This window comes from Acetobacter conturbans (genome assembly GCF_011516755.1).
GTDB classification, from domain to species: Bacteria; Pseudomonadota; Alphaproteobacteria; order Acetobacterales; family Acetobacteraceae; genus Acetobacter; species Acetobacter conturbans.
The window spans coordinates 216,492-229,899 of the sequence record NZ_WOSY01000005.1 but is presented as its reverse complement, the minus strand read 5'-3'; the positions used below and the strand labels follow the sequence as shown (position 1 = coordinate 229,899).

The 13,408-nt window shown below is 59.2% G+C and carries 18 protein-coding genes; 10 read left to right on the top strand and 8 right to left on the bottom strand.

Annotated elements, in window-relative coordinates:
* Nucleotides 1-203: 203 nt before the first annotated feature.
* Nucleotides 204-1,427 (bottom strand): cell division protein ZapE, encoded by a 1,224-nt coding sequence (gene zapE / locus GOB81_RS07300; protein WP_173569709.1) that lies wholly within the window; start codon nt 1,425-1,427, stop codon nt 204-206.
* Between the two features lie 155 nt (nt 1,428-1,582).
* On the opposite strand from zapE, the gene GOB81_RS07295 reads away from it, so the two are divergent.
* On the top strand, nt 1,583-1,936 hold the full coding sequence (locus tag GOB81_RS07295) for a carboxymuconolactone decarboxylase family protein (RefSeq protein WP_173569708.1): 354 nt from the start codon (nt 1,583-1,585) through the stop codon (nt 1,934-1,936).
* A gap of 114 nt (nt 1,937-2,050) precedes the next feature.
* Here the strand turns inward: GOB81_RS07295 and GOB81_RS07290 are convergent, their stop codons facing one another.
* From GOB81_RS07290 to GOB81_RS07275, 3 genes are all read right to left on the bottom strand, one after another.
* On the bottom strand, nt 2,051-2,320 hold the full coding sequence (locus GOB81_RS07290; RefSeq protein ID WP_173569707.1) for a helix-turn-helix domain-containing protein: 270 nt from the start codon (nt 2,318-2,320) through the stop codon (nt 2,051-2,053).
* A 300-nt stretch (nt 2,321-2,620) separates the two neighbouring features.
* Entirely contained in the window at nt 2,621-2,890 is a 270-nt protein-coding gene (locus GOB81_RS07280) for a helix-turn-helix domain-containing protein (protein ID WP_173569707.1), read from the bottom strand.
* On the bottom strand, nt 2,890-3,207 hold the full coding sequence (locus tag GOB81_RS07275) for a hypothetical protein (protein ID WP_173569706.1): 318 nt from the start codon (nt 3,205-3,207) through the stop codon (nt 2,890-2,892). Before GOB81_RS07275 ends, GOB81_RS07280 begins: the two co-directional genes overlap by 1 nt.
* A 185-nt stretch (nt 3,208-3,392) precedes the next feature.
* On the opposite strand from GOB81_RS07275, the gene GOB81_RS17675 reads away from it, so the two are divergent.
* The 4 genes from GOB81_RS17675 (at nt 3,393) to GOB81_RS07255 (ending at nt 7,277) form a co-directional block, all read left to right on the top strand.
* Nucleotides 3,393-4,088: a S24 family peptidase gene (locus tag GOB81_RS17675; RefSeq protein WP_338421333.1), complete on the top strand. Its 696-nt coding sequence runs from the start codon at nt 3,393-3,395 to the stop codon at nt 4,086-4,088.
* 223 nt (nt 4,089-4,311) lie between these two features.
* Nucleotides 4,312-6,615 (top strand): FdhF/YdeP family oxidoreductase, encoded by a 2,304-nt coding sequence (locus GOB81_RS07265; RefSeq protein WP_173569705.1) that lies wholly within the window; start codon nt 4,312-4,314, stop codon nt 6,613-6,615.
* 59 nt (nt 6,616-6,674) lie between these two features.
* A complete protein-coding gene (locus GOB81_RS07260) occupies nt 6,675-7,127 on the top strand; it encodes a nitrate reductase associated protein (RefSeq protein ID WP_173569704.1) in 453 nt (150 codons plus the stop codon).
* 3 nt (nt 7,128-7,130) lie between these two features.
* Nucleotides 7,131-7,277 (top strand): hypothetical protein, encoded by a 147-nt coding sequence (locus tag GOB81_RS07255; protein WP_173569703.1) that lies wholly within the window; start codon nt 7,131-7,133, stop codon nt 7,275-7,277.
* A gap of 41 nt (nt 7,278-7,318) precedes the next feature.
* Here the strand turns inward: GOB81_RS07255 and GOB81_RS07250 are convergent, their stop codons facing one another.
* Nucleotides 7,319-7,723: a hypothetical protein gene (locus tag GOB81_RS07250; protein ID WP_173569702.1), complete on the bottom strand. Its 405-nt coding sequence runs from the start codon at nt 7,721-7,723 to the stop codon at nt 7,319-7,321.
* A 291-nt stretch (nt 7,724-8,014) separates the two neighbouring features.
* Nucleotides 8,015-8,197: a hypothetical protein gene (locus tag GOB81_RS07245; protein ID WP_173569701.1), complete on the bottom strand. Its 183-nt coding sequence runs from the start codon at nt 8,195-8,197 to the stop codon at nt 8,015-8,017.
* On the opposite strand from GOB81_RS07245, the gene queE reads away from it, so the two are divergent.
* The 3 genes from queE to GOB81_RS07230 are packed head-to-tail and all read left to right on the top strand — an operon-like array spanning nt 8,196 to nt 10,109.
* Nucleotides 8,196-8,831, top strand: a complete 636-nt coding sequence (gene queE, locus GOB81_RS07240) for a 7-carboxy-7-deazaguanine synthase (RefSeq protein WP_173569700.1) — start codon at nt 8,196-8,198, stop codon at nt 8,829-8,831. The genes GOB81_RS07245 and queE overlap by 2 nt on opposite strands.
* 2 nt (nt 8,832-8,833) lie before the next feature.
* On the top strand, nt 8,834-9,589 hold the full coding sequence (gene queC / locus GOB81_RS07235; protein WP_242010117.1) for a 7-cyano-7-deazaguanine synthase QueC: 756 nt from the start codon (nt 8,834-8,836) through the stop codon (nt 9,587-9,589).
* Entirely contained in the window at nt 9,582-10,109 is a 528-nt protein-coding gene (locus GOB81_RS07230) for a 6-pyruvoyl trahydropterin synthase family protein (protein WP_173569699.1), read from the top strand. The genes queC and GOB81_RS07230 overlap by 8 nt, the downstream gene beginning before the upstream one ends.
* 220 nt (nt 10,110-10,329) lie before the next feature.
* Here GOB81_RS07230 and GOB81_RS07225 read toward each other — a convergent pair whose 3' ends face one another.
* Nucleotides 10,330-10,719, bottom strand: a complete 390-nt coding sequence (locus GOB81_RS07225; RefSeq protein ID WP_173569698.1) for a hypothetical protein — start codon at nt 10,717-10,719, stop codon at nt 10,330-10,332.
* A gap of 236 nt (nt 10,720-10,955) precedes the next feature.
* Here GOB81_RS07225 and GOB81_RS07220 point away from each other — a divergent pair, with 236 nt between their 5' ends.
* Together GOB81_RS07220 and GOB81_RS07215 are read left to right on the top strand one after the other, a co-directional pair.
* Nucleotides 10,956-11,498: a hypothetical protein gene (locus tag GOB81_RS07220; protein WP_173569697.1), complete on the top strand. Its 543-nt coding sequence runs from the start codon at nt 10,956-10,958 to the stop codon at nt 11,496-11,498.
* Nucleotides 11,499-11,567: 69 nt separating this feature from the next.
* On the top strand, nt 11,568-12,914 hold the full coding sequence (locus GOB81_RS07215) for a glycosyltransferase family 4 protein (RefSeq protein ID WP_173569696.1): 1,347 nt from the start codon (nt 11,568-11,570) through the stop codon (nt 12,912-12,914).
* Nucleotides 12,915-12,935: 21 nt separating this feature from the next.
* Here GOB81_RS07215 and GOB81_RS07210 read toward each other — a convergent pair whose 3' ends face one another.
* Nucleotides 12,936-13,406, bottom strand: coding sequence for a hypothetical protein (locus tag GOB81_RS07210; protein ID WP_242010116.1), 471 nt, complete (start codon nt 13,404-13,406; stop codon nt 12,936-12,938).
* Nucleotides 13,407-13,408 lie beyond the last annotated feature (2 nt).

Below are 13,408 nucleotides of genomic sequence, written 5' to 3'. Positions count from 1 at the left end.
TCTCCAGAAGACTTTTACGCGCAAAGCCTGAAGAACCGATCACCCGATCGCATGACTGAAACGCCTGACAGGATTGCGTGTCTTTCTGCATCCTCATGGTCCTTTCCCTCGTGCGGCCAGATGATCCGACCTTGCCCGGTCCCGGCCGGGTCGTTGTGAATTTTGCTAGACCCCGGCAAAAGACGCGACAAGACATCCGGCTGTCACGGTCTGGAGAGGACACCGCCGGGGGCATGGGCCCGGGCGAGCCAGCTTTCACTGCTCATCTCCACCAGACGCGATGCCGTGCGGGCGAAGGCATCGGCTCCCTCCCCCGCCGGGAACAGGTCATCCGGCGAGTCGTCCGCCGACACGAACAGCAAATTGCCGTTGTCGTACAAGGCGTCGATCAAAGTGATGAAGCGTCGCGCCACGTTCGCGTCGTCTGGTCCGAGCGTCGGAATATCGTCGATCACAATAACGGGAAACCTTCGGGCAATCGCCAAATAATCGTTTGGTCCCAAGGGGCGGCTACACAGAGAAGTGAAATCGAAACGTGCAACCGGACCCTGTGCATGGTCCACCGGTAGCGTGCGCCCACTGAATTCCAGCGTCACTTTCTCGATGGGGTGTCCGTCGCCATACCGCGCGACGATCCTGTCGAGCCTGCGACGGGCGGTTTCGTCGGCAGGAACGATCCATGTCGTATCGTCCTGCTCGCGTCCCCGGCGATAATCGGTTTCCGAATCCAGAACCTCGGTGTCGAGATGACGCTGGATGACGGCGATGAACGGCTTGAACGCATCCGCGCCCGGACGATTCTGGAACAGGTCGCCCGGCACAGTGTTCGAGGTCGCCACGATGACCACGTTGGCCAGGAACAGCGCCTCGAACAGACGCCCGAGGATCATGGCGTCCGCGATATCGTTGATCTGGAACTCGTCGAAACAGAGCAGCGTGGCATCACGGGCGATGGTCTGGGCCAGAGGCGGAATCGGGTCCGATATGCCTGGGCTGGCTTCCTTCAGGGCTCTGATCCGCTGATGGATTTCCTGCATGAACGTCAGGAAGTGGATGCGCTGCTTCTTCTCCACCGGGACGCAAGAGAAAAACAGGTCCATGAGCATTGTCTTGCCACGCCCGACACGCCCGACGATGTAGACGCCTCTGGGGACCTGCGCAGCGGGGTCATTCTCCCCGCGATGAAGGAGCGTCGGAAGCCGGTCGGCCATTCTGGCCAGCAGGCCTTTCCGTTCCACCGCCTGCCGGGGCGGAGCGGGGCGATAACCATTCAGATCGGTCCAGAGTCGGTCGAGCCGTCTGGCCACCCGTTCCTGATCAGGGTCACGCCGCAGCTTCCCGTCCGCCACCCGTTCCTCATAAAGAGCGAAGGGTCCGGACGGCGGGGGCGAAACGGACGAAGGGGGCTGTGTGTTCAGGACGTTCATCCTTCTGCCGATAGCGAGACCGGCTGACGTCAGCAAGACTCACGTCACAGGCCACACCGGGTCGTGACGTCACGTTCACGCGGTGGTGAAGATACGAACGCGCCTCCGTTGTCCTACCGTGCCCGCTTCTTCCTTCATTTTTCAGGAGTCTTGGCATGAGTGACTGGTCTGACTGGAACGAACGGCGCGAACATCTCGGCAAGGCGATCGGCGCCTATGCCACCGTCTCCCCCGACACGGTCTCGAGCATCCTGGCCCTCAACGGCGCGGGCGAGAAGACCGGGCATCTCGACGCCAAAACGCGCGAGCTGATCGCTCTTGCAGTCGCGGCGACCACACGCTGCGACGGCTGCATCACCATTCATGCCGCCGAAGCCGTCAAGGCGGGGGCAACGCGGGACGAGATCGGAGAGGCACTGAGCGTCGCCATTGCGCTGAATGCGGGCGCGGCGCTGGTCTATTCGACCCGAATCATGGATGCGTTCGACGCGGCTAAAAAAGGGCAGTGATGCGGACGCCGGAGCGAACAACAGGCAGATTGCCTCCTGTCGGAGCACAGGAGGTGAGTGCCGAAATCGCTTCCGGTTGAAATAGCGTTCTCAAATCATGTGAACATGTCTGCTTCAATTCACATACCGCCGGTTATGGAACGAGATGGCGCCCATGCTGATCGCGTTTCCCGGCGCGAGCGGCTCGTTGCCATGCGCGACCCGACGGCGGCTCACCATGGCGGTCAGTTCTTCCGTGCGGCGGCGCATCAGCAGTCGGTGGACATAGGAACGCGAAGCACCGATCTGATCGGAAATCGCCCGGATACTCTTGCCCTTCCCATACAGATCAAGGGCGGCTTTCTCCACGCTCTCGGCGCGGGCAGATTCGAATTTTTTCACCATCAGACCGCGCTCCCCACCAGAACGAGCCCCTCGACAGGGTGCCGGACATTCAGTTCAGACAGTTTGTCGAGAAGCATCGTCATGGCGGTTTCGGCATTTTCCAGTGCGCCTGATAATGCGGGCGCGGCGCTGGTCTATTCGACCCGAATCATGGATGCGTTCGACGCGGCTAAAAAAGGGCAGTGATGCGGACGCCGGAGCGAACAACAGGCAGATTGCCTCCTGTCGGAGCACAGGAGGTGAGTGCCGAAATCGCTTCCGGTTGAAATAGCGTTCTCAAATCATGTGAACATGTCTGCTTCAATTCACATACCGCCGGTTATGGAACGAGATGGCGCCCATGCTGATCGCGTTTCCCGGCGCGAGCGGCTCGTTGCCATGCGCGACCCGACGGCGGCTCACCATGGCGGTCAGTTCTTCCGTGCGGCGGCGCATCAGCAGTCGGTGGACATAGGAACGCGAAGCACCGATCTGATCGGAAATCGCCCGGATACTCTTGCCCTTCCCATACAGATCAAGGGCGGCTTTCTCCACGCTCTCGGCGCGGGCAGATTCGAATTTTTTCACCATCAGACCGCGCTCCCCACCAGAACGAGCCCCTCGACAGGGTGCCGGACATTCAGTTCAGACAGTTTGTCGAGAAGCATCGTCATGGCGGTTTCGGCATTTTCCAGTGCGCCTGATGAAGCATCCCCAGAGGGACTCACCGAGGAGATCGCTATCCGGCTTGTGTAACGGGCCTGTTCCCACAACTGCGTGAGTTCACTGCGTTGCTCAGGCGTGAGGGGGGCCATCATGAGACGCCATGATCTCTCGCTCATCCGAATGGGATTGGGGCCATCATACGGCATCGACCGCGCTTGCTCTTTATAATTCATATGTGTCATATTTAATCCATTCCGTAAGCATTTTGACGCTTATGGCGATTAGGTTCCGCGTCCCGTCCTGAGGTCTGCGAGACAACGGAGATAAATATGAGTCATTTAGATCATATAAACAAGCAGAAAATACACTTTCAGATTGTATTATTATATGGACACTCTCTTTTCCCACACAATCCGTTGTAATCGCTGTGGAAACCATACCTTCCCGTCGGCGACGCGGACCGCCATCCCGGCAGATTGCCGACTCAGCCACCCGCGAGGGACGTCTGGCACAGGCTATCCAGCGCTACGGTTCGGCACGTCAGCTTCATCTCGCCACTGGCATTTCCGAATCCATGATCGGCAAATACCAGCGCCCCGGAGCGGACTGGAAACCTTCGAAAATCGCCGATATGGCCGCAGAACTTGGCGTCGCGGCTGACTGGCTGTGGACAGGGGAGACCAAGCTCCCCGCCTCCGTCGCCGTCTCCTACTACGACGCCAAAGCGTCAGCCGGTTTCGGGCGCACCTGCGAGGAAAGCGATGCCCGCCCTGTGCAGTTCCCCCGCTCCTTCCTGACCGATGAACTGGGGCTGCAACCGGCGGGACTGATCATCATCACCGCCGATGGCGATTCCATGCTGCCGACCATTCACAGTGGCGACCGGCTGCTTATCGACACCCAGCCTTCATCGCGGATCGAAGGTGTCTATGCGGTTGTGATGCATGCCGGTCTTTTCGTAAAACGCGTTTCCCGAACGGCAAGTGGCGATTTCATCGTGCAGTCGGACAATCCCGCCTATCGACCGGAAACCTTTCCCGCGGAGCAGGTCAGTTTCGGCAATCCCGAAGGACAGGCACTGACGATCATCGGTCGGGTCGCGTGGACGATGCAACGCGTGTGAGACACACCGCGGGAGAGTGTGGTGGGGCTCTCATGCACGACGCCATACATATATGAAAAGATACATACCGTTTCTAAAAGGATGATAAACTTAGACTAGCGGAAAAGTGTACTCGTCTTACGCCAGCAAACCGAACTTTCTCGGCTTCCTTTCGTTTACAAGACCTGCTCCGCACCGCGCGGCAGACAGGGCACGGCGCAAAACAGCAAAAAGAGCCATCGCCATGGACGAAAACGGTAAGCCGCATTACGCGCCCTACACACCGCCAGCCGGCGGTTGGGGTGCTGCCAGGGCGACCGCCAAAATTCTTCTGGAACAGAGTGTGGTCGGCAAGGGGTCCCGGGCGCTCCTGGCCATGAACCAGCCGGGTGGTTTCAAATGCCCAAGTTGCGCCTTCCCCGACCCAAGCAAGAAAAAGCTTCTTGAGTTCTGCGAGAATGGCGCAAAGGCGCTGGCCACGGAGGCCACGAAAAAGCGTGTCACCCGCGCCCTGTTCGAACAGTACACCGTCACGGAACTGATGGCGCGGAGCGATTACTGGCTGGAGGAGCAGGGCCGTCTGACCGAACCCATGCGCTACGAGAGCGCAACCGACCGCTATGTTCCCGTTTCGTGGGAGGATGCGTTCAGCATGATCGGGAGCCATTTACAGGCGCTCGACTCTCCCGATGAAGCTGAGTTCTACACCTCCGGCCGGACCTCCAACGAAGCGGCCTTTCTCTATTCGATCTTTGTACGGGCCTATGGCACCAACAATTTTCCCGACTGCTCGAACATGTGTCACGAGCCGACCTCGCGCGGCCTTCCCTTCTCCATCGGGGTTGGCAAGGGCACGATCGTCATGTCGGATTTTGACGATGCCGAGGCGATCTTCGTCTTCGGACAGAACACCGGCACCAATTCGCCCCGCATGATGAGCAATCTGGTTCATGCCAGAAAGCACGGTGTGCCGGTTGTGGTGGTCAACCCGATGCCGGAGCGGGCGCTGATCCGCTTCACCGAGCCGCAGGACCCCGTCCAGATGGCGACACTCGGTTCCACGGCCATTGCCAGCGAGTTCGTGCATATCCGTATCGGCGGCGACCTCGCGTTCGTAAAAGGCATGATGAAGGCGCTGTTCGAACGGGAGGCGGCAGGAGAAACGGTTCTGGACCGGGCCTTCATCGCCGAACACACGGCTGGTTTCGAGGCCATGCGCGATGAGGTCATGACGCAGGACTGGGCTGCGATTGTACGAATTTCAGGTATTTCCGAAGAACAGATCCGCCGCATTGCCGATATTTATGCGAAATCGAACGCCACGGTCATCTGCTACGGCATGGGCATCACCCAGCATCAGAAAGGCGCGCGGATGATCCAGCAGATTGCCAGTCTGCTGATGCTGCATGGCAATTTCGGCAAACCGGGAGCTGGGATCGCCCCCATTCGCGGCCATTCGAACGTGCAGGGCGACCGCACCGTCGGCATCGACGAGAAACCGACTCCCGCTTATCTCGACCGGCTGCGTGCCGTATTCGGCTTCGAACCGCCTCGTGAGCACGGCCATCACGTGATCGACTCCGTCAAGGCCATGATCGCAGGCACGGCGAAAGTGTTTATCGGCATGGGCGGCAACTTCGTCCACGCCGTCCCCGATACTCCGATCACCTACGAGGCAATGCGTCGTCTGGACCTGACGGTCGGCATTACGACGAAGCTCAACAGGGGACATCTGGTCCACGGCAGGGATGCGCTGATCCTTCCGGTCATCGCGCGTTCCGAAATCGACCGGCAGAAAACGGGGGAACAGTTCGTCACGATCGAGGATGCCATGTCGAATGTCACCCCTTCGAAAGGGGTGCTGGAACCGGCGAGTCCGGATCTGCTTTCGGAGGTGGATATTGTCTGCCGGATGGCGCGGGCTACACTGCCGGACAGCGTCATTCCGTGGGAAAGCTATAGTGAGGATTATGGACTGATCCGGGGAAAGATCGCGGAGGTCTATCCTGAAATTTACGCGGATTTTCCAGAAAAAATCAAAGACCCCAAAGGCTTCCATCTGGATATTCCGCCACGTCGGCGTGTGTGGCCCACAGCCAGCGGGAAGGCGAATTTCCTGATTATGCCCGGACTGGACATAGACAGTCCGGTGGATGATCCGGCGATGCTTCGCCTCTCCACGATCCGCTCACACGACCAGTTCAACACCACCATTTACAGCAACTCCGACCGTTATCGCGGTATCTATAACGACCGGATGGTTCTGTTTCTTGCAGCCGCCGAACGTGAAGCGCACGGTCTTATGTCCAACCAGAAAGTGACGCTGGAGACTGTTTCAACGGACGGGATTCTGCGACGCGTGGAAGGTTTGACACTTGTGGACTACCCCATGCCGCGCGGTGCTGTCGCCGGCTATTATCCGGAACTCAATCCGCTTCTGCCGCTCAATCACTTCGATGACATCAGCGGCACGCCTGCCGCCAAATCGATTCCCGTGCGGCTTTTGCCCTTTGACGCCGAGCGGAAAGAAACGGCTGATGCCGCATAAGGGGGGCTCTGACACAGAGGCCATACATTTTTCGCTGACGGTCAAATCGGAACGCACCCATGACGCTTTTTGAGTTCGAACGTGATTTTGCCGGTTCGCTGCGGTGCATTCCCATGCTGGCGCGAATGAAGCTGGATCTGTGCGGAATCAAGCTGTCACTGCGTCAGTGGAGCCGGTTCTCCCATGAAGAGCGTGCCACTCTTGTCGATCTCCCCTTTGAAAACGATGCGGACAAAGAGGCCTATCGTGCGCTGCTGCTCACACTGATCGAAACCCGGACGGACGAACCGGCGCGTTTTCTGGCTACGGATTCTTTTGAGGAATGGGAAAAGGCGCACACGGTGCCAGACATCGTCGCCACGCAGGCCATAAGAGACGGCATCAGAGAGCCGACGCTTCTGGAATGGAGAAATCTTACACCACTACAACGATTTTCTCTGGTGAAGCTGTCTCGATGCAGCCATGAGAACGCCAACTTCCGCCCGGCCATGAGAGAATTTCTGGGTCGCTGAGGCATGCCTGACCAGACGGCAAAACAGGAAAAGGCTCCGGTGCTGCAAAGCACGGGAGCCAGTCTTTTTTCTTTCGGCCCGTTCATCATCGGGTGGGACGGATCTGTCCTGTCGGATGATGAGGCAACGGAAAGATACAGTGCCGGGTGATGGGTGTCCCTGATTCGGGAGAACAGGACACCCTCCGGGGATCAGCCAAACGTGCTGGAGGAAGAGGTGATCGGGAAAGCGATGGCGTTTTCACCGGTGATGCAGCCACAGCCCGAGACCGTCACCGCGCTCCTGATCGTGGAGATGGTCTGCTGTAGGAACTTCATGGCGTCGCCGACAGACATGTTCTGTGTCGTGGAGTAGCCGATTTTCTCATCGGAAGCGACATTCTGCCAGGCGCTGGAGATGGTCGAGCAGCTGGCGTGGTTGAAGTAATCAGCACTCACATTGTACATGCCTGCCAGGTATCCGGCGTAAGCACCGATCATGCCGGAAAGGGAAGCAGAAGACTGCCCTCCACCACCGCATGCATGCTGTGAATGAGAGCAGCAACCGCCAGCGACGGTTTCGAGTTCTGCAATGGACAGTTCACGCATCGCTGACATCTGTTCTACCTTTTTATTTCGAAGTATTATTGTAAGTGTTTGATGAATTCTGGTTTAGCAGCCCTCGCTGACAGCACACAGATAATAGGCCGTTAATCTTTGCTTTACGGTGTTATTAGTTCATCAAGAGATCGCCATAAAATCGTTACACTCAGCAATAAAATATCGTCAAAATATGAATAGTTATTTTAAATAAACCGGTGTGAGAGACTTCTTCATATTTTGTTGGAATAGCATGTCCCCACCTTCCGCCAAGGAGGACCGGCTTCCCGAACCGGGATGACCCGTACCTTAATCTTCTTGCCGCCTGAGCATTCTGACCATTGATTGTCCCGCTTCATCATTGAAGACGATGGAACGGCAGCGACAGGTCAGAACGCGGGCTCCCGACATGGCGCATGTGGTTTGCCGCCATTTCACGAAGGCCGATTTTCCCTTGCCTTCCGCGTCGCCATGTCCGACATCACCGGCCATGAGCTACGCCGTAAAGGAACTTTTCCACACGCTTCAGGGCGAAGGTGGCCAGAGCGGGCGCGCGGCGGTCTTCTGCCGTTTCGCGGGCTGCAATCTGTGGACTGGCCGGGAAGCGGACAGGGAACAGGCCATCTGCCAGTTTTGCGATACCGATTTCATCGGCACCGATGGACCGGGGGGCGGACGTTTCGCAGATGCCCGCATACTGGCCCGTGCGATTGCCGACACATGGGCAGGCTCAGGCCGTGACCAGAGATTTGTCGTCTTTACCGGCGGCGAACCGCTGCTCCAGCTTGACGCGGCGCTCCTTGATGCGGTGCATGAGGAAGGCTTTACCATTGCGGTGGAAAGCAATGGCACCATGCCAGCGCCGGATGGAATCGACTGGCTGTGCATCAGCCCCAAAGCCGGTTCCCAGTGGGTCCAGAAGGGGGGGCAGGAACTGAAGCTGGTGTTTCCGCAGCCTGAATTCGACCCGGCTGACATGCTGACGCTCGATTTCGAGCAGTTCTGGCTCCAGCCCATGGATGGCCCGGACCGTGTGGCCAACACGGCTGCGGCTGTCCGCTATTGCCTTGAGCATCCGCGCTGGCGCCTCTCGTTGCAGACCCACAAGCTGATCGGGATTCCATGACCATGACCGAGACATTTCAGGCTTCCATGCCCGCCTCCTCCGATAGCGCGCTCGTCGTGTTTTCCGGCGGTCAGGATTCGGCGACATGTCTCGCATGGGCGCTCAGCCGGTTTAGCCGGGTGGAAACGCTGGGCTTCGATTATGGCCAGCGCCACGCGGTGGAGCTTTCCTGCCGGGAGACGCTGCGCGATGGCATGGCGCTGCTGCAACCAGACTGGAAAGAACGGCTCGGGCCGGACCACACACTGGCGCTGGATGCTCTCGGCAAGGTCTCGGACACGGCGCTGACCCGCGATACCGCAATCACCCTGACGGAAAGCGGGCTGCCCAGCACCTTCGTTCCGGGCCGCAACCTGATCTTCCTCAGCTTCGCCGCCGCACTGGCCTATCGACGCGGCCTTCGGCATATCGTGACGGGCGTCTGCGAGACGGACTATTCCGGCTATCCGGACTGCCGTGACGACACCATCAAGGCGCTACAGGTGGCTCTCAACCTCGGCATGGCCTCCCGTTTCGTGCTGCACACGCCCCTGATGTGGATCGACAAGGCGCAGACATGGTCACTGGCGGAATCGCTGGGGGGAGAGGCTCTGGTGACGCTCATCAACCACGAAAGCCACAGTTGCTATCTCGGAACCCGCGGCACGCTTTATCCGTGGGGGCATGGATGCGGCACCTGTCCGGCCTGCGAACTGCGCAAGGCGGGATGGAGCGCCTACGAAGCAGCACGTCACAAGGACTCTGCCCCTCATGGTTGATCTGATTTTCACCCGCCGCTTCTCAATGGGCCACCGGCTGATACACGGTGCCAGCGAAAGCTGCGCTCTCCCGCATGGGCACAATGAATTCGTCACCGTTCGTCTCGCCCCCACGGCACTGCAACCGCTGGATGGCGTGGCGAACATGCCTGTGTCGTTCCAGCGCGCCAAAAGCACCTGGCACCAGTTTGTCGATGAGCGGCTTGATCATGCGCTCCAACTGGCCGAGGACGATCCGCTTCTGGGCTGGTTCCGCGCCAATGAACCTCACCGTGCCGAGCGTATCGTGGTGACACCCGGCGACCCGACGACGGAAATGATGGCCTGCCTGATGAAGGCGAAGCTGGACGCGATGCTGCTGGCCGATGGCGGGGTGCTGCGCTGCACCACCATCACGGTTCAGGAAACACCGACCAATACGGTAGAGTTTTCCGGCGATCCGCTGCCGATGCTGCCTGCGCCCCGCCCTGCCGCACAATGCTGGTGGCGTCGCCCTGACATGAGCATCGCGGACGTCTAAGCGGCTGTTTCAAAAGCTCTCTGCGGGTGATCCGACGCACGGTTTCCACGCTCGGATGCTCACGGTCCGCATGGCCGCTTCGCTTCAGTGCTCAAAACACACACTGGTCGGGCGCGCCCTCACGAACGTTCCCGCTTAGCGGAGAGCTTTTGAAAAAGTCTCTAAAAGAAACAGGAGATCCAACACCTCACGGGGACCGGAAAACCTTTTATTCCGCCTGTCAGTCCGATGAGGCGCTCAGTATCTGGCACGCGTGAGCCAGCTTGTTTGACAGATTGGGCTCTCCGCAGAGACGCCGGGCGTCCGGGCCACACATTTCGATGGCGCTCTCATAATCCGATTCGAGCACATCATGTGCAACCGTGAGATCAGGGGAAGAGGACCGCTCCTCCGCCAGCGCGATCTTGGCCTGCGTGTCATGCAGTTCCTTCATCGCCGTGACACAGGCCTCACTGGCCTGCTCCGGATCGGTCTGCAGCACCGCCAGCTCTTTCTGCAACTGTATGTTCGGCACCGAACTCTCGGCGGCTGAAGAAAGGGACTCATCGGCGCGGGCCGGAGAGGCGAGGCAGAAAGCCGTCAGACAAAAGATGGAAAGAGCGGTCTTCACTTGCTGGCCTCACGACAGGGCTGAAACGGGATAACACGGCGACACTACCGGCAGGATCGGCGGGGGGGAAGTTCCCCCATTCCCGGTCGCTGGCAGCATAGCGGCTCTTTGCCCGCTCTAAGGACATTTATAATGTGTGCGGCGCGCCTGAGCGAAACGCGCGCGACGCACACCGCCTTTCCGCGTCTTTTTTATATCTGCAATTTGATATTCATTCGTTAAATCAAGGAATTTTCATGCCTTCATTTTCTCGTCGGAACCTGCTCAGGTCCGGCATCGCATCGCTTGGTGCCCTTGGCGTCACCGCGGCGCTCAGTGCCTGCACGACCACCACATCCGGCGGCAGCACGACCTATTCCGTCAATGTGACAAAACTTCTCTCCATCATCAGCAGCATTGAATCGGGTCTGACGGAGCTGGTGAACGCCACCGCCGTCACCACCGTGATCGGCACGACGAATGCTGCCACCGTCACGGCCGCCATCACCCGGATCAGCACCGTGACGGCACAGGTCGCGGCTTCGGCGGCGTCGGATGTCACACTGACCGTTGCCCAGAACTGGGTCGCTACCGCTGAAAGCGCCGCCTCCGCCGCGCTGGCTATTCTTCAGGACTTTCAGAGCGTCCTACCGTCTCCGGTCAATACCATCGTCGCAGCCGTGGCGGCCCTTCTCCCCGCGCTCGAAGCCCTGATCGGCGCGGTCTCCGCTCCTGCCACCACCACGCTTACGCCTGCCGAAGCCCAGACCATCATCGCCAACGGCCTTCAGAACGCCTGACACCCCTTCTGGCATCGTCGGATCGTCTGCATTATTCAGGACGCTTCCGTAGTCACAGGCAATCCGACGATGCAGCCTTCTTCTCCGCGACGTTTCTGGTTCGATATCGAGGATTTGTTCGAATACAGCCGGACGAATTCACGACCGAGCGGCATCCAGAGAGTCGCCTTTGAAATCCAGCGCGCCATGCTGTCGTCTGAGGCGATGGAAGGGCGCGTCGGGTTTCTGCGGCACGCGGTGAACGGCGAACGTTTTCTCACCGTTCCCTGGTCGCAGGTTCTGGAAATTTACGAACGTCTGTCGTCCAGCACCGCGTCGGGCCATCTCGAAACCGCCGCGCCACTCCCTGCGTCACCCTCTCCCCTGCGACGAGTGGCCCTCCGTCTGCCGCCCGCCATGCGGGTGCCTCTGGGTCAGTTTCTGGCTCACCAGACCGCCGCCTTGAAAGCGATCCCTGCACTCACCTCCGGCACGCTCTCGATCGCACGACAGGTTGTGCGCCAGCATGTCACCGGCTCGGATGGATCTCCATTCTCGCCACAACCGCAGGATGTCATTCTCGCGCTCGGTGCGCCCTGGGCCCATCCCGATTACGGCAGGCTGATCCAGCATTACCGGGACCATCATGACATACGGTTCGGGCTGCTCATCCACGATATTATTCCGCTGCTTTTTCCGGAATGGTGTTCGCCCGGCCTTCCCCGTGTCTTCAAACGCTGGATGACTTCCGTTCTTCCGCAATGCGATCAGGTCTTTGCCGTCTCGGATGCGACCCGTGCGGATCTTGAACGGCAGTTTTCGGGACTTGCCCCGCGCACGATCCGCATAGGCACGGCATTGCCCGCGACGCTGACTGCAACAGGCTTCTCCGTGCCGCTGCCATCCCGATATGTGCTGTCAGTCGGCACGTTCGAAGCGAGAAAGAATCATCTTTTCCTCTTCCGCCTCTGGCGTCGCCTTCTGGAAAACAACACGGGCGCGCCCATCCCGACCCTCATTCTTGCAGGCTCGCCGGGCTGGCTGGCCGATGACCTGCTCCAGCAGATCCGCAACAGCAATTTTCTGGATGGTCATCTCATCATCGCCCGCGCCCCGTCCGACGCGCAGTTAAACACGCTTTACCAACAGGCACTCTTCACGATGGTGCCCTCGCTTTACGAAGGGTGGGGACTTCCCGTCTCGGAAAGTCTTGCCAGAGGAAAAATATGCCTTGCTTCCGAGCGCGGGGCGCTTTCGGAAGCCGGACAGGGGCTGGCCATTCCGTTCGATCCGGACAATCTCGAAGATGCACTTCACAAAGTCAGGGAGATGGCTTTTGACGCCGCTGCTCTGGCGGAAGCGGAAAGACACGTTGTCGGGACGTTCCGGCCTACTGGCTGGACGGCTGCCGCGCTGGATATCGCAACGTCCTTCTGACGGACGGCCGCTTCTCTTTCCTCAGTCAGCCTCGCCGGGTGCGAGACGCTGCACCCGCACTGCCTGTCCGCCAGCATTATAATAAATCACGCTGTCACCACGGCGCTGCGCATATCCATCCGGCTGACCATCCTTTGTCCAGAACATCAGACGGTCGATATCCGGCTGCTCAATGACTTTGTCACCTGCGGGACGATGGATATAGTCGTAGTCCTTCTTCACCCGCACCGCGTTAAAACGCGAGGCGAGCGTGTGCATGTCGGGACCGTCTTTTTTGCCGTCATCGTCGGAAGGCATCTGCGCCATCGCCGAAACCGACAGTCCGACCGTCATAACGCCAGCTAAAGCCGCCGCACCCCATACCCGCCGCAGGATTCCGCGCATCCCGACCGTTCCTTCCGCACACCCGATAACCTGTTTCCGGTTGTCCCAACTTTCGGGACTTTCCGCAAGACACACGACTGACGGGAGTCCTGCGCGCACCGAAGCCATAA

Excerpts from the sequence above, each read along its gene's own strand:
- zapE (WP_173569709.1), bottom strand. The coding sequence starts at position 1,427 with ATGAACGTCCTGAACACACAGCCCCCTTCGTCCGTTTCGCCCCCGCCG.
- GOB81_RS07295 (WP_173569708.1), top strand. The coding sequence starts at position 1,583 with ATGAGTGACTGGTCTGACTGGAACGAACGGCGCGAACATCTCGGCAAG.
- GOB81_RS07290 (WP_173569707.1), bottom strand. The coding sequence starts at position 2,320 with ATGGTGAAAAAATTCGAATCTGCCCGCGCCGAGAGCGTGGAGAAAGCC.
- GOB81_RS07280 (WP_173569707.1), bottom strand. The coding sequence starts at position 2,890 with ATGGTGAAAAAATTCGAATCTGCCCGCGCCGAGAGCGTGGAGAAAGCC.
- GOB81_RS07275 (WP_173569706.1), bottom strand. The coding sequence starts at position 3,207 with ATGACACATATGAATTATAAAGAGCAAGCGCGGTCGATGCCGTATGAT.
- GOB81_RS07265 (WP_173569705.1), top strand. The coding sequence starts at position 4,312 with ATGGACGAAAACGGTAAGCCGCATTACGCGCCCTACACACCGCCAGCC.
- GOB81_RS07260 (WP_173569704.1), top strand. The coding sequence starts at position 6,675 with ATGACGCTTTTTGAGTTCGAACGTGATTTTGCCGGTTCGCTGCGGTGC.
- GOB81_RS07255 (WP_173569703.1), top strand. The coding sequence starts at position 7,131 with ATGCCTGACCAGACGGCAAAACAGGAAAAGGCTCCGGTGCTGCAAAGC.
- GOB81_RS07250 (WP_173569702.1), bottom strand. The coding sequence starts at position 7,723 with ATGTCAGCGATGCGTGAACTGTCCATTGCAGAACTCGAAACCGTCGCT.
- queE (WP_173569700.1), top strand. The coding sequence starts at position 8,196 with ATGAGCTACGCCGTAAAGGAACTTTTCCACACGCTTCAGGGCGAAGGT.
- GOB81_RS07245 (WP_173569701.1), bottom strand. The coding sequence starts at position 8,197 with ATGGCCGGTGATGTCGGACATGGCGACGCGGAAGGCAAGGGAAAATCG.
- queC (WP_242010117.1), top strand. The coding sequence starts at position 8,834 with ATGACCGAGACATTTCAGGCTTCCATGCCCGCCTCCTCCGATAGCGCG.
- GOB81_RS07230 (WP_173569699.1), top strand. The coding sequence starts at position 9,582 with ATGGTTGATCTGATTTTCACCCGCCGCTTCTCAATGGGCCACCGGCTG.
- GOB81_RS07220 (WP_173569697.1), top strand. The coding sequence starts at position 10,956 with ATGCCTTCATTTTCTCGTCGGAACCTGCTCAGGTCCGGCATCGCATCG.
- GOB81_RS07215 (WP_173569696.1), top strand. The coding sequence starts at position 11,568 with ATGCAGCCTTCTTCTCCGCGACGTTTCTGGTTCGATATCGAGGATTTG.
- GOB81_RS07210 (WP_242010116.1), bottom strand. The coding sequence starts at position 13,406 with ATGGCTTCGGTGCGCGCAGGACTCCCGTCAGTCGTGTGTCTTGCGGAA.